This is a genomic window from Streptomyces sp. NBRC 110028 (assembly GCF_001417735.1).
Taxonomy (GTDB): domain Bacteria; phylum Actinomycetota; class Actinomycetes; order Streptomycetales; family Streptomycetaceae; genus Streptomyces.
The window spans coordinates 88,867-103,075 of sequence record NZ_BBUZ01000035.1 but is presented as its reverse complement, the minus strand read 5'-3'; the positions used below and the strand labels follow the sequence as shown (position 1 = coordinate 103,075).

Annotated in this window: 12 protein-coding genes and 1 pseudogene; 5 read left to right on the top strand and 8 right to left on the bottom strand. The window is 71.9% G+C overall.

Translation table 11 applies throughout. From position 1 onward, the window contains the following. Positions 1-43: 43 nt before the first annotated feature. The 5 genes from ASC60_RS27875 to ASC60_RS27855 are packed head-to-tail and all read right to left on the bottom strand — an operon-like array spanning position 44 to position 4,694. Complete coding sequence (locus ASC60_RS27875; RefSeq protein ID WP_055555672.1) at positions 44-1,531, bottom strand: aldehyde dehydrogenase; 1,488 nt, start codon at positions 1,529-1,531, stop codon at positions 44-46. Next, positions 1,528-2,373 (bottom strand): alpha/beta fold hydrolase, encoded by an 846-nt coding sequence (locus tag ASC60_RS27870; protein WP_079038686.1) that lies wholly within the window; start codon positions 2,371-2,373, stop codon positions 1,528-1,530. The genes ASC60_RS27875 and ASC60_RS27870 overlap by 4 nt, the downstream gene beginning before the upstream one ends. A 5-nt stretch (positions 2,374-2,378) precedes the next feature. Then, positions 2,379-2,930, bottom strand: a complete 552-nt coding sequence (locus tag ASC60_RS27865) for an amino acid synthesis family protein (RefSeq protein WP_055555671.1) — start codon at positions 2,928-2,930, stop codon at positions 2,379-2,381. Beyond that, complete coding sequence (locus tag ASC60_RS27860; RefSeq protein WP_234357177.1) at positions 2,927-3,562, bottom strand: amino acid synthesis family protein; 636 nt, start codon at positions 3,560-3,562, stop codon at positions 2,927-2,929. The genes ASC60_RS27865 and ASC60_RS27860 overlap by 4 nt, the downstream gene beginning before the upstream one ends. Further along, entirely contained in the window at positions 3,555-4,694 is a 1,140-nt protein-coding gene (locus ASC60_RS27855) for an LLM class flavin-dependent oxidoreductase (RefSeq protein WP_055555667.1), read from the bottom strand. The genes ASC60_RS27860 and ASC60_RS27855 overlap by 8 nt, the downstream gene beginning before the upstream one ends. A 219-nt stretch (positions 4,695-4,913) precedes the next feature. On the opposite strand from ASC60_RS27855, the gene ASC60_RS27850 reads away from it, so the two are divergent. Further along, positions 4,914-5,831 (top strand): flavin reductase, encoded by a 918-nt coding sequence (locus ASC60_RS27850; protein WP_055555666.1) that lies wholly within the window; start codon positions 4,914-4,916, stop codon positions 5,829-5,831. A gap of 91 nt (positions 5,832-5,922) precedes the next feature. Next, positions 5,923-7,350 carry a cytosine permease gene (locus ASC60_RS27845; RefSeq protein WP_055555664.1) on the top strand — a complete coding sequence of 476 codons (1,428 nt, stop codon included), beginning with the start codon at positions 5,923-5,925 and terminating at the stop codon, positions 7,348-7,350. 99 nt (positions 7,351-7,449) lie between these two features. On the opposite strand, the gene ASC60_RS27840 is transcribed toward ASC60_RS27845, so the two are convergent. After that, a complete protein-coding gene (locus ASC60_RS27840) occupies positions 7,450-8,484 on the bottom strand; it encodes a dipeptidase (protein WP_199831069.1) in 1,035 nt (344 codons plus the stop codon). 194 nt (positions 8,485-8,678) lie between these two features. Between ASC60_RS27840 and ASC60_RS27835 the strand changes: the two genes are divergently transcribed. From ASC60_RS27835 to ASC60_RS43350, 3 genes and pseudogenes are all read left to right on the top strand, one after another. Then, the gene (locus ASC60_RS27835) at positions 8,679-9,416 is read left to right on the top strand and encodes a YoaK family protein (RefSeq protein WP_055555660.1); all 738 of its coding nucleotides are present in this window, start codon (positions 8,679-8,681) and stop codon (positions 9,414-9,416) included. Positions 9,417-9,460: 44 nt separating this feature from the next. Beyond that, positions 9,461-11,338: a molecular chaperone DnaK gene (dnaK, locus tag ASC60_RS27830; protein WP_055555658.1), complete on the top strand. Its 1,878-nt coding sequence runs from the start codon at positions 9,461-9,463 to the stop codon at positions 11,336-11,338. Next, positions 11,332-11,632, top strand: a pseudogene (locus tag ASC60_RS43350) (class I SAM-dependent methyltransferase); the annotation flags it as partial. The gene dnaK and the pseudogene ASC60_RS43350, both read left to right, overlap by 7 nt. Positions 11,633-11,697: 65 nt before the next feature. Here the strand turns inward: ASC60_RS43350 and ASC60_RS27825 are convergent. Continuing rightward, a complete protein-coding gene (locus ASC60_RS27825; RefSeq protein WP_055555656.1) occupies positions 11,698-12,870 on the bottom strand; it encodes an anhydro-N-acetylmuramic acid kinase in 1,173 nt (390 codons plus the stop codon). Next, complete coding sequence (locus ASC60_RS27820; RefSeq protein WP_055555654.1) at positions 12,861-14,204, bottom strand: MFS transporter; 1,344 nt, start codon at positions 14,202-14,204, stop codon at positions 12,861-12,863. Before ASC60_RS27820 ends, ASC60_RS27825 begins: the two co-directional genes overlap by 10 nt. Between the last annotated feature and the right edge of the window lie 5 nt (positions 14,205-14,209).

Below are 14,209 nucleotides of genomic sequence, written 5' to 3'. Positions count from 1 at the left end.
CCATACAAGAGCGCTCCCGCCTGGACATCATCACCTCATGCCGTCATGACCTGAGGATGAACGGATCCCCGGCCGGTTCCTCGCTGGTGTTGATCCACACGCTCTTCAGCCGGGTGTACTCCCGGATGACCTCCGTGCCGTGCTCGGTGCCCATGCCGCTGTTCTTGAAGCCCGCCCGGGGCGACATCGGCGACATCGAACGGTAGGTGTTCGCCCACACCGTGCCCGACTCCAGCCGGGACGCCATCCGGTGCACCCGGTTCACATCCCGGGTCCACACCCCCGCCGCGAGGCCGTACGCCGAGTTGTTGGCGATCGAAAGCGCCTCGTCCTCGGACTCGAAGGGCAGGACGGTGGCCACCGGCCCGAAGATCTCCTCCTGGCAGATCCGCAGCGTGTTGTCGACGCCGGTGAACACGGTGGGGGAGTAGAAGTAACCGTTCAGCCCGGTGTCAGGGCGGGTCCCGCCGCACACCACCTTTCCGCCCTCGGAGCGGCCCAGCTCGACATAGCCCTCGACCTTCTCCAGCTGCTCGGCGATGGCCAGCGGGCCCAGCTCGGTGGCGTCGTCGAGCGGGTCGCCGATCGCGATGGTCGCGGCCCGGGCCGCGACCCGCTCCAGGATCTCGTCGTACACCTCGCGATGCACCAGCACCCGGCTGCCCGCCACACAGGTCTGGCCCGCGGCGGCGAACACCCCGGCGATCACGCCCATGGCGGCCGAGCCGAGGTCGGCGTCCGGGAAGATGATGTTGGGCGATTTGCCGCCCAGCTCCAGGGTGCAGCGGATCAGCCGGCCGGCGCAGGTACGGGCGATCCGGCGGCCGGTTTCGGTGGAGCCGGTGAAGCTCACCTTGGCCACGTCCCGGTGCTCGGTCAGCGGGCCGCCCGCGGTGGCGCCGAAGCCGGTGACCACGTTGACCACGCCCGGCGGGAAGCCCGCCTCCGCGAAGAGCGGGGCGAGCGCCAGCAGCGAGGCCGAGGTGTGCTCCGACGGCTTGATGACCATCGTGTTGCCCGCGGCCAGCGCCGGGGCGAGCTTGGTGGCGGTGAGCAGCAGCGGGGAGTTCCAGGGGGTGATGGCACCCACCACGCCCACCGGTTCGCGCAGCGTGTAGTTGAGCAGTTCGCGGCTCGCGCCCGGGATGACATCACCCTGGATCTTGTCGGCGAGCCCCGCGTAGTAATAGAAGTACTCGGGCAGACCCGCGAGTTGGGCCCGCATCTCGCGCAGCAGCTTGCCGTTGTCCAGGGATTCGGTGCGGGCCAGCTCCTCGGCGTGTTCGCCGATCAGATCGCCGAGGTCGCGCAGCAGCCGGCCGCGCCGGGTCTGGCTCAGGTCCCGCCAGCGTGGATCCTCGAAGGCGGCGCGGGCGGCGTCCACCGCGCGCTCCACATCGGGGGCGGTGCCGTTCGCCGCCTCGTACCAGGGCTCGGCGGTGGCCGGGTTGACGCTGGCGAAGTAGCCGCCGTCGGCGGGGGCGGTCCACTCGCCCGCGATGTAGTGGTCGTGGCGCGGCAGGCGGTTCATGAGCTGTGGCACTCCTGATGTCCGGTGTGGGTGAGGATCGCGTCGGCCAGTCGCTCCGGGCGCTCCAGCGGCAGCAGATGGCGGGCCCCGGGCACGATCACCGCCCGGCCGCCGGGGATCCGCCGCGCGAGCCGCTGCGACATGGCCGGGGTGGAGCCGGGGTCGTCCTCCCCGGTCACCGCGAGGGTGGGCGCGGTGATCCGGGGCAGCCGCGGCCACAGCCCGGCGTCGGCGGTCGCGAAGACGTCGTAACAGGCGAGGTAGGAGACGGGGTCGTTGGCCAGCAGCGTGTCCAGCACCCGCTGCGCCAGAAGGGGCTCCTGGGCCCGCCAGCCGGGCGAGAACCAGCGGTCGACAGCCGCCCACGCGGACGCCCCGAAGTCCCGGGCCGCCACCTCCCGCCGCCGCGCCACCGCCGCGCGCTCGTCCTCCGACCGCCCCGCCACCGAGCTGACCAGCGTCAGCGAGGCGGTGAGGTCCGGCCGGTCCAGACCGAGCTGCTGGGCGACCAGGGCGCCGAGCGAGAAGCCGACGACATGCGCCGGCCCGCTCAGCAGGGCCGCCACGTCCGCGGCCAGCTCGTCGACCGACACCCCGGGTGCCGCGGCCGGGGAGGCGCCGTGGCCGCGCAGATCGACCAGCGTCACCCGGTGCCGGGCCGTGAGCGCGGGCAGACACCGCTCCCACATGCGCCGGTCGAGCCCGACCCCGTGCAGCAGGACGAGGCCGGGCCCGGCGCCGTGCGTCTCGTGCGCCAGCGCGACCGGTGTGGTGGAGCGCGCCCCGGGCGGACGGGCCGGGCCACCCGTCCGGGGCGCGTGCCTACCGCCGCCCGTGCCCATGGTGCTCACTGCTCCGTGGCGAGCGGGGCCAGCCGGGCCTGGGGGCGGCCCTGGGCGGCGGCCGCGAGCCCGATGACGATCTCGTCGGCGCGCGGTCCGTCCGCCACCCGCACCTCGATGCTCTGGTGGTGCGAGCGGATCGTGGCGTCGGTGATGTGCTTGAGCGGGATGTCGAAGACCGTGCCCGCGGCCGCGCGCTTCTCCACGGCCGGCAGCAGGGTGGTCGCCTTCGCCGCCTTGCGGAAGTGGTCGCCGAACTTGAGCGTGTGGATCAGCCCGGAGCCGTGCTCGATCTCCCCGTCCAGGCCCACGATGGCGGCCTTCCCGTACGCCTCGACCGGCGCGCCCAGCGCCTCGACCACCCGCGGCGCCAGCAGCTCGCCGAGCTTCGGCGCCACCTCGTCGATGCCCGGCAGCAGATCCGTCACATAGCCCTGCCCGGCCCAGGGGTTCTCGATGACGGCGAGCACCACCGCGGTACGGGCCGGCGGGTCCACCGGACGGCCGCCCTCGCTGTGGATGTCCTCGGTGAAGGTGATGATCTTGCGGACGTTCACTGCACGGTCTCCATGTTTTTCGGGGCTGCCGTATCTGCAGGGTCTTCCAGGTCGGCGAGGCGGATGACGGGATCGGTGGCCCGGTCCCCGATCCGCGCGTTGGGGCGGGGGCCGGACGCGCCGGCCGCGATGACGACGATCTCGTCGGGCCGCGGCGCGTCGGGGATGCGGATCTGGCACGTCTGGTAGTGCGAGCGGGTCGCGGCCGCCGTCTTGTGCCACAGCGGCACGGTCAGCGGCTCACCCGCCGGGAGCCGGTCGTCGCTGAACACGATGATCGAGGTGCCCTCGGTCAGCTCCCGCAGGACATTGCCGAAGAACGGGGTGTGGATCAGCGCCCCGCCGTGTTCGATCTCCCCGTTCAGCCCGACGATCGCGGCCTTGCCGAACGCCTCGACGCGCTCCACGCCGCCCAGCGCCTCGCTCACCCGGTCGGTGAGCATCCGCGCGAGCCCCGGGGCGATCCGCTCGACCTCGGGCTGCAGATCGGCGACCAGGCCCAGGCCCGCCCATGGGTTACGGATCACCGCCGCGGCCGCGACCCGGCGCACGGAGGCGGCCACCGGCCGCCCCAGCTCCAGCAGCACCTCGTCGGTGACGCTGGCGACCTTGCGCAGGCCCAGGTCAGCCATGGTGGCCGCCATCGGTGAACCGCGGCATGACCTTCTCCGCGAACAGCTCCAGGCTGCGCATCGCCTTGCGGTGCTCCAGACCGGGGTGGGTGGTCCACAGCAGCAGATGCTCCAGGCCCACCTCCTCCCGCAGCTCGGCGATCTTCTCCGAGACGTACTCGGGGGTGCCGACCAGCAGATTGCGCTTCGCCAGGAAGTCGAAGGACAGCTCGTGGGCGTCGGTCAGTTCCTCGCCCGCCTCCATGAGGTTGCCCAGGCCCCGGAAGTGCATGATCCACCGGTAGGTGGTCATCAGCGCCTCCTCGAAGTCCGCGCGCGCCTGCTCCATGGTGTCGGCCACGTACACGTCCCGTACCAGGCCGATGCCCTCGCCGAGCGCGTACTCGCGGCCCGACGCCTGGCTCGCGGTGGTGCGGTACAGCTCGAAGCGCTCCTTGAGCGCCGAGACCGGCGGCAGCCAGAACATCCCCTGGACCCCGTCGGCCGCGGCCGCCTTGATCGACCGCGGGCTGTCGATGACCTGCCACAGCGGCGGATGCGGGCGCTGCAGGGGGAACGGCGTCACCTGCATCTTGGTGATGACCCCGTCCTCCATGTAGTCCGGGGTGGCGGGGGAGAGCGGATGGTTCCACTTCACCCCGGGGGCGGGGAACTGGTAGAAGCGGCCCTGGTGCGAGAAGAACTCGCCGCTCCACGCCTTGCGCAGGATTTCCACGGTCTCGTCGTACAGCGCGCGGTTCTGCTCCTGGTCACGCGGGTCGGCGAGCGCGTTCAGATTGAGCGCCTCGCGCCCGTACAGCCCACGGCCGAGACCGACCTCGACCCGGCCGCCGGAGAGCTGGTCGAGCATCGCGATGTCCTCGGCGAGCCGCAGCGGATGCCAGAAGGTGGCGATGTTCGCCGCCTGGCCGATCCTGATGTTCTCGGTACGGGCGGCGATGTCGGCGCCCATCAGGACCGGGTTCGGGGTGATCTCGATGGCCTCGTGGCCGAAGTGGTGCTCGGTGTACCAGGTGGACCAGAAGCCCGCGCGGTCCGCGGCGACCGCGAACTCCCGTGCCTCGTCCATGACGTCGGCGTAGGAGCCGAGCCGGCCCGGTGCCCCGAGGTTGTGGAATATCGAGAATCGCATGCAGCGTCCGTCCTGTTCTTCCGGGTCGCGCTGTGCCATGGCAGGGAGGCTAGGAGTCCGGTTGGAGCCCGTCAAGGGTTAACGCCCAGGCAACAACTTTGACCTGTGTATTTGGTGCGAGATCGGTTCTTTCCCGGCTCATTTGTCCCAAGGTGTTGACAGCGGCTGGCGCCGTTCTTAGCGTCCTCTGCCATACAAGAGCCGATTGAGGGATCTGTCATGACGCACACTCTTGACCGCACCGCCCGCATCCGCTCCGCCTGGCGGGCCGCCTGGGATCAGGGCCGGATGGAGGCGTTCGACGAGTTGCTGAGCCCCGGCTATGTCCGGCGGCGCGGCCCGGCCGCGGCGCCCCAGGACCGCGAGCAGTTCAAGAACTCCGTACGCGCCATCCGTGAGGCGTTCCCCGATCTGCACACCGAGATCGAGGAGATCGTCGAGGACGGCGAGGAGCTGGCGATCCGCTGGCGCAGCACCGGCAGCCACACCGGCGACTTCCTCGGCGTGCCGCCCACCGGCCGCCCGGTCGAGGTCTCCGGCGCCACCTTCACCCACTTCGACAACGGTGTGATCGCCGAGGAATGGGTGACCTGGGACCCCCGTCAGCTGCTGGAGGCGCTGGGGATCATCACCACCACCCAGGAGGCCGCCGTCGACGCCGACCTGGTGCGCGGGGTGCACCGCAAGTTCATCACCGGCGTGACCGTGGTGACCACCGACGACGCCGGTACGCCCAGGGGCCTGGCCGTCAACGCCTTCTCCAGCATCTCACTGGACCCGCCGATGGTGCTGGTCTGTGTGCAGCGCAGCTCCACCACCCACCCCGCGCTGCACCGGTCCACCCATCTGGGCATCAACATCCTCGCCGCCGGTCAGCTGGACGTCGCCAAGGTCTTCGCGTCCAAGTCCGACGACAAGTTCGCCGGTCTGTCCTGGACCCCGGGCGACTCCGGCGTCCCCCTGATCGACGGGTCCTGCGCCCAGCTGGAGGTGGAGATCGGCGAGCGGCTGGAAGCGGGCAGCCACACCGTCTTCACCGGCCGGGTGGTCGCGGCCCGTCACGAGGACCTGGCACCTCTGGTCTACAGTGGTGGCGGGTTTTTCGATATCTCGAACACAGCGCCTTTGCCGTGGTGAGACGCCTTCGGCCGCGCCCGGACCCATCCTCCCCTCCGCACCCTGCCACCCCCTGACGCCCTGATCTCCCCTGTCCCCAGGAGCCAAGCCCATGACCCACGACGACGTGGCGCCGGTCTACGGCAGCGCGGTCACCAAAGTCGAACCCTTCGGGGTCGATCACATCCCCGACAACGAGCGGCACGGCAAGCCCAGCTCCCAGTTCTTCGTCTGGTTCGCCGCCGGCCTCAACTTCCCGATCATCCTCCTCGGATTCAGCGCGATCAGCCTGGGCCTCAGCTTCACCGGCGCGGTCGCCGCGATCGTCGTCGGAGCCGGAGTCGGCTCGCTGCTGATGGCCGTGATGTCCAAGATGGGCGTACGGCTCGGGGTGCCGCAGCAGATCCAGGCGCGCGGTCCGCTGGGCTTCTTCGGCAACTTCCTGCCGGTGGCGTACATCAACGTGTTCGCCGGGGTCGGCTGGGCCTCGGTCACCGTGATCCTCGGTGGCAAGGCGATCTCGGAGCTGACCCATCTGCCCTACTGGCTCTGCGGATTGCTGCTCACCGCGATCGAGCTGGTGGTGTCCATCTTCGGCTACAACATGATCAATTTTCTTCAGCGGGTGCTCACTTATGTACTGACACCGCTGTTCGCGATGATCACGGTCGTGGCCCTGGTGCGGGGCGCGGGCACCTTCGAGGCCAACCCGAAGGCGTCCGGCTACATCGGGGACACCGGCGGCTGGATCACCTTCTGCGGCTGGTTCCTCTCCTTCCTGGTCGCCTGGGCACCGTTCGCCTCCGACTACTCGCGCTATCTGCCGGACACCCCGACGATGGTGAACCGCACCGCCTGGTACACCGGGTTGGGCAACTTCGTCACCATCTGCTGGCTCGGCATCCTGGGCGTCCTGGTCGGCTCGAACGCCAACAGCACCGACTCCATCACCGCCCTCCACGAACTGGCCGGGCCGTTCGCCGTGCCCGCGCTCATCGCGGTCGGTCTCTCGGCGCTCGCGCAGAACTTCCTCAACGTCTACGGCGGCGCCATCTCCGTCCAGACCCTGAAGGTGCCGGTCACCCGGACCCAGGCGGTCACCGTCATCTGTCTGCTGGCGTATGTGATCAGCCTGTGGGGTGAGTCCGGGATCGAGGAGAAGTTCTCCGTGTTCCTCAACCTCACCGCGTACTTCATCGCGCCCTTCGCCACCGTGCTGCTCCTGGACTACTGGCTGGGCGGCCGCTCCGACCCGGCGCGGATCGCCGAACTGTACGACCGCGGACGGGTGCTCTCCTGGGGCTTCGTCGCCTGGGTGGGCGGCGTGCTGGCGTCCATACCCTTCTGGGAGTCCAAGCTGTACACCGGTGCGTTCGCCTCGGCGTACCCGGGCGCCGGTGACCTGAGCATGTACGTCGGTGCGGGCGCGTCCGTGGTGCTGTACCTGCTGACCTACCGGCTGAAGCCGCTGTGGGTGCGCGCCGGTGCCAAGGCCCCGGCCGGGCCGTCCGCGGAACCCGCGGCGGTGGCGGGTTCCTGACGGCCCTTCGAGGAGCGGGCGGCATCGCGGCGGCGGTGCCGCCCGCCGGCGTCGCGCCGGCCGTTCACCGGCCCGCGCGAAGGCGGCGGGCGCGCCGGCTCACACGGGGCGGCCCAGCTCCTTGCGGAACAGGTCCAGCACATTGCCGCCGAGGATCTGGTGGACCGCGGCCTCGGAGAAGCCCCTGCCGATCAGCGCCTCGGTGACCAGGGGGAGGCCGCGGGGCCCTTCCAGCCCCGGGACGACCAGCTCGGCGTAGTCCAGGTCCTCGCACGCCGGCGGGCTGACATCGGCGCTGACCTCCTTGATGAAGTCCGGCCCCAGACCCACCCGGTCCGGCCCGGCGACCTCCGCGACATGGACGATGTGGTCGGCCAGCCGGTCCACCGTCCGCTCGGCGGGGTCGGCGGCCAGGAACTCGCCGAGGAAGTTCACGCACACCATGCCACCGGTGGCCACGATGCCGCGGATCTGCTCATCGGTGAGATTGCGGTGATGGTCGAGCAGCGCGCGCGCCGACGAATGGGTGGCCAGCACCGGACGGGTGGCCAGCTCCAGCACATGGGCGACGCCCGACGCGCTCAGATGCGAGACGTCGAAGAGGATGCCCAGCCGCTCCATCTCCCGCAGCGCCTCGACCCCGGCCGCCGTCAGCCGGCTGCCGGTGGCGTCCTCGCCGCTGCCGTCGGCCAGCGCCGTACGCCCCCAGTGGGCGATGGAGGCGACCCGCACCCCCAGGCGGTGGACGGTCGGGATCAGCTCCACGTCCGCGTCGAGCCCGGGGGCGCTCTCCAGCGCCAGCACCAGCGCGATGCGGCCCTCCGCCAGCGTGGCGTCGATGTCGGACCCGTCCAGGCACAGCCGTACCTCGTCCCGGTTGCCCTCGGCCAGCGTATGCGCGCACTCGATCATGCGGAGGGTCTCCCGCAGCGCGCCCTCGGGGCGGAACCGGTCCTCGACGAAGACCGGCAGCACCTGGAGGTCGACGCCTCCGTCGCGCAACTGGGGCAGCCACCGCTCCCGGAAGAAGGACGCCCAGCGCCGCGGCGGGCGGGCGGCGACGGCGACCAGCAGATCGTTGTGGGCGTCGGCGACGACCGCGCGGTGATGGAGTTCGCGGGACACGTGCGGCATTCCTCCACGGCTCAGGGGGAGTTACGGGATGGGGCACCCCGAACCTAGCGACGCGGTGGCGGTACGGGAAGCGGAATGCGGCCGGAATCCCGGACCACTGGTCCTTCGGCGTCCCGGACCAGTGTTCCCCGCGCGTCCGGGACCGCTGTTTCCCGCGCCCCCGGCGGGGCACCCGGGCCGGCCGGAGGTGGCCGATGGCGGACGGCGACGAGACCGCGGCCCCGCCCGGGAACGGCGCCGCGCCGCCACCGGGCGGACGGGCGCGCGGCACCGGCGACGGCGGCCTGACGGCGATCGCCGTCGCGCTCACCGTGGCCACCGGCGCGATGGACGCGATCAGCTTCCTCGCCCTCGGCGGCGTCTTCACCAGCGTCATGACGGCCAACCTCTCGCTCCTCGGCATCTCGGCGGGCGCCCAGGACCCGGACCGGGCCCGGGACGCCGCCGTCGCGGTGGCCGGTTTCATCGCGGGCGCCCTGCTCAGCGCCCGTATCGTCCGGGGCGAGCGAGCCGCCGTGCGCACTCGCTGGGCCCTGGGCGTGGATGTGCTCGCGCTCGGCGGGCTGTGGGCGGGGTGGGCCACCGCGGGCGGCCACCCCGGCGGGGGCGTGCGGCTGGGGCTGCTCGCGGTGGCCGCGCTCGCCATGGGCGGTCAGAGCGGTCTGGTGCGCGCCATCGGGCCGCCGGGGATGTCCACCACGTACCTCACCGGCACCCTGACCGGTCTGCTGGTCGACGTGGCCCGCGACGGCCGGGTGCGCTGGATCAGCGTGGCGCTGCTCGCCGCCCTCGTCGTGGGCGCGGCGCTCGGCGCCCTGCTGGTCACCCGTGCCGCTCCGGCCGCGCCCGCCCTCCCGGCCGGGCTGGTCGCGCTGGTCCTGGTGGTGTCCTTCACCCCGTACCGGGGTCGCGGCGGGCATATCCGGCATTGAGCAGCTTTTGGGATACTGGGAGTCGTATCGGGAGGTGGTTCGAGATGACCCGCGCAGTCGGTATCGACCTGGGGACGACGAACTCCGTGGTCTCGGTCCTCGAGGGCGGCGAGCCCACCGTCATCACCAACACCGAAGGCGCCCGGACCACCCCCTCGGTGGTCGCCTTCGCGAAGAACGGCGAGGTGCTGGTCGGCGAGGTCGCCAAGCGCCAGGCGGTGACCAACGTGGACCGCACCGCCCGGTCGGTCAAGCGCCACATGGGGGAGGAGCGCTGGCGCTTCCCCGCCACGGGCGAGGTGGACGGCAAGCGCTACACCGCCCAGGAGATCTCCGCACGGGTGCTGCAGAAGCTCAAGCGCGACGCGGAGGGGTACCTCGGCGAGGATGTCACGGACGCCGTCATCACCGTCCCCGCGTACTTCAACGACAGCCAGCGCACCGCCACCAAGGAGGCGGGCGAGATCGCCGGGCTGAAGGTGCTGCGCATCATCAACGAGCCCACGGCGGCCGCCCTCGCGTACGGGCTGGACCGGGAGAACGACCAGCGGATCCTGGTCTTCGACCTCGGCGGCGGCACCTTCGACGTCTCGCTGCTGGAGATCGGCGAGGGGGTCGTGGAGGTCAAGGCCACCAACGGGGACACCCACCTGGGCGGTGACGACTGGGACCAGCGCGTCGTCGACCACCTGGTGAAGCAGTTCAAGAACCATTACGGGGTCGATCTGTCCAAGGACAAGATGGCGGTGCAGCGGCTGCGCGAGGCCGCCGAGAAGGCCAAGATCGAACTGTCCGCGGCGACCGAGACCGCGATCAACCTGCCCTACATCACGGCCTCCGCCGAGGGCCCGCTGCACCTGGACGAGAAGCTCACCCGCTCGCAGTTCCAGCAGCTCACCGAGGACCTGCTGGAGCGCTGCAAGGCCCCCTTCCACCAGGCGATCAAGGACGCCGGGGTCAAGACCTCCGACATCGACCATGTGATCATGGTCGGCGGCTCGACCCGGATGCCCGCGGTGACCGGCCTGGTCAAGGAGCTGACCGGCAAGGACCCGCACAAGGGCGTCAACCCGGACGAGGTCGTCGCCATCGGCGCGTCCCTCCAGGCCGGGGTCCTCAAGGGTGAGGTCAAGGACGTCCTGCTGCTGGACGTCACGCCGCTGTCCCTCGGTATCGAGACCAAGGGCGGCATCATGACCAAACTGATCGAGCGCAACACGACGATCCCGACCAAGCGCTCGGAGGTCTTCACCACGGCCGAGGACAACCAGCCGTCGGTGCAGATCCAGGTGTTCCAGGGCGAGCGTGAGATCGCCGCGTACAACAAGAAGCTGGGGATGTTCGAGCTGACCGGTCTGCCGCCGGCCCCGCGCGGGGTGCCGCAGATCGAAGTGGCCTTCGACATCGACGCCAACGGCATCATGCACGTCTCCGCCAAGGACCTGGGCACCGGCAAGGAGCAGCGGATGACGGTCACCGGCGGCTCGGCGCTGCCGAAGGACGACATCGACCGCATGATGCGCGAGGCCGAGAGTTACGCGGAGGAGGACCACAAGCGCCGCGAGGCCGCCGAGACCCGCAACCAGGCCGAATCCCTCGTCTACCAGACCGAGAAGCTGCTGCGCGACCAGGCAGGGAAGGTGCCTGGGGACGTCCGGGAGGAGGCCGAGACGGCGGTCGCGGAGCTGAAGGAGACGCTGAAGGGCGAGGACACCACCGCGATCCGGGACGCCACCGACAAGGCCGCCACCGTCGCGCAGAAGATCGGCACCGCCCTCTACGCACAGGCGCAAGGGCAGTCCGGGACCCCGGGCGGCGGCGGAAGCGGCGACGCGGGCCGGGACCAGCCGCACGCGGACGGCGACGAGGTCGTGGACGCGGAGATCGTGGACGACGACAAGCCCAAGGGCAGCACCGGCTGACCGGTGCGGGGCTCCGGGTCACCGGCGTCGACCTGTCCGCCGGAATGGTGCGGCTCGCCCCGGTCCTATGCCCCCGGCGCCGACTTCCACCAGGCGGACATCGCCGATCTGCGCCGCGGAGGCCCGGTCGATCTCGGCCGGTTCGAGGCGGTCACGGCGTTCTTCTCGCCGCTGATGCCGCCCCGTGCCGAGATCCCGCTCGCGCTGGGCACCATCCGCCGCCTGCTGCTCCCCGGCGGGCTGTTCGCCCTGCCGATGGTGGAGGCCGATGTGGACGACTTCCCGATCCCGTTCCAGACCGCGGGCCGGGCCCGCCGGCTCACCCGCCGCCCCCCGCACCGCCGGACCGAGGCCCCTCCTCACCGGCGGAAGATCTCCAGCCGGGACGGCGCCGGACGGTCCGGCGGCGGCAGCACGAGCGCCTGCCGTCCCGGGGTGATCGAGCCCAGGACGGCCGGGTGCCGGGCGCCGGTGCAGCTCGGCACGGTGCCCGCCAGGCCGTGGGCGGTCAGGAAGCCCAGGACGGCGAAGGCGTACGCCTCCTTGGCCGCCGCCGGAAGCCCCAGCTCGTCGGAGACCCGCAGGGCGATGGCGCCGAGGTCGCGGCGGAGCGCGGCCATCAGGCCGGGGTTGCGGATGCCGCCGCCGGAGGCGATGACCTCGGTGGCGTGCACGGAGCGCGCCGCGTCGGCCACGGTACGGGCGGTCAGCTCGGTGACGGTGGCGACGACATCGTGGTCGGCGACGGGGCCGGTGGCCGCCAGCGCGGCCCGCAGATAGGGGAGGTGGAACAGCTCCTTGCCGGTCGTCTTGGGCGGCGGCAGCGCGTAGTACGGCTCGGCCAGCAGCCGCTCCAGCAGCCCGGGGTGCACGGTGCCGCGCGCCGCGAGGGCGCCGTCCGCGTCGTGGTCGAGCCGGCCGCCCGTCAGATCCCGGACCGCCGCGTCGATCAGGGCGTTCGCGGGGCCGGTGTCGAAGGCCAGCGGCTCACCGGCCCGGGGGACCACGGTGAGATTGGCGATACCGCCCAGGTTCAGGGCGGCGCACACCCCGGGCCGTCCGCGCAGCCACAGCGTGTCGACCAGGCTGACCAGCGGGGCGCCCTGGCCGCCCGCCGCCACGTCCCGGCCGCGCAGACCGGAGACGACGGGGACGCCGGTGGCCTCGGCGATCCAGGCGGGCTGTCCGAGTTGCAGCGTGCCGTGCACCCGGCCGTCCTCGGCCCAGTGGTACACGGTCTGGCCGTGCGAGCTGATCAGATCGGCCCGTCCGTCGCACAGTTCCCGGTCGGCGCGGGCGGCGAGCCGGGCGAAGGCCTGGCCGATACGGGTGTCCAGCGCGCACACCTCCGCCATGGTGGTCGCCGCCGGTGGCAGCGCGGCGGCCAGCGCCGCGCGCAACGTGTCCGGATAGGCGGCGCTGAGCAGGCCCAGCGGGGCGAGCACCAGGGTGTCGCCGTCGAGGGCCAGATCGGCGGCCGCCGCGTCCACCGCGTCATGGGATGTGCCCGACATCAGTCCGATCACGCGCACGGGGTCTCCTCCTCGGTCTCGTCGCGGGGCGTGGGCCGCTCCTCCTCCCGCAGCGCGCCCCGGTGGGCGTCGCCGCGCAGGGTGGCCAGGGCGATCAGGCTGAGGGCGCCGGTCGCGGCCACGTAGTAGGCGGGGATGTCCGCCTCACCGGTCCGTTTGATCGCCTCGGTGATGATCAGCCCGGCGCACCCCGAGAACACGGCGTTCGACAGCGCGTACGCCAGCCCCAGCCCCGTGTACCGGACCCGGGTCGGGAACATCTCGGCGAGCATCGCCGGGCCGGGGCCCGCCATCAGCCCGACCACCGCGCCCGCCACGAAGACGGCCACGCCCCGGGCGAGCGCCGGACTGCCGGGATCCTGCAGGAGGTCGAGCAGCGGGAAGGCGAGCACGGTGACCAGGGCGGCACCGGTCAGCATGACCGGGCGCCGCCCGATCCGGTCGCTGAGCAGCCCCGCGGGGAGGATGGCGGCCGCGAAGCCCGCGTTGGCCACCACGGTGGCGATCAGCGCCTGCTGGAACGTGGCGTCCAGGGTGGCCTGCAGATACGAGGGCATGACGACCAGGAAGGTGTACCCGGCCGCGGCCCAGCCCATGATGCGCCCGGCACCCAGCACGACGGCCCGGGCCACCTCGCGGCGGGAGGCGACCGGGCCGGCCGGTGTGCTCGCCGCGTTGGTCGCGCGGAACGACGGGGTCTCCTCCAGCCGCAGCCGCAGCCACAGCGCGACCAGCCCGATCGGCAGGGCCAGCAGGAACGGCAGCCGCCAGCCCCAGTCGTTCAGAGCCTCCTCGCTCAGCACGGTGGCCAGGACGGCGGCCGTCCCGGCGCCCGCGAGCAGCCCCAGCGCGACGGTGAACGACTGCCACGCCCCGTACAGTCCGCGGCGGCCCGGCGGAGCGAACTCCGTCATGATCGACACCGCCCCGCCGAACTCCCCGCCCGCGGACAGCCCTTGCAGGATCCGCACCAGGGTCAGCAGCCACGGGGCGGCGGCGCCGACCGTGTCGTACGTGGGCAGCAGGCCGATGAGCGTGGTGGCGCCGGTCATCAGCAGCAGCACCAGGATCAGGGTCGGGCGCCGCCCGATCCGGTCGCCGGCACGGCCGAAGACGGCGGCGCCGATGGGCCGGAAGAAGAACGCGAGCCCGAACGAGGCGTAGGTCTTGACCAGGCCCTCCAGGGCGCTGCCGCCCTCGGGGGTGAAGAAGTTCGCGGCGATGACCGTCGCGAAGAAGCCGTAGACACCGAACTCGTACCACTCGATGAGGTTGCCGACCGAACCCGCCACGAGGGCGCGGCGCGTGGCCGGACCGGGGAGAGAAGCGCTCACATCCG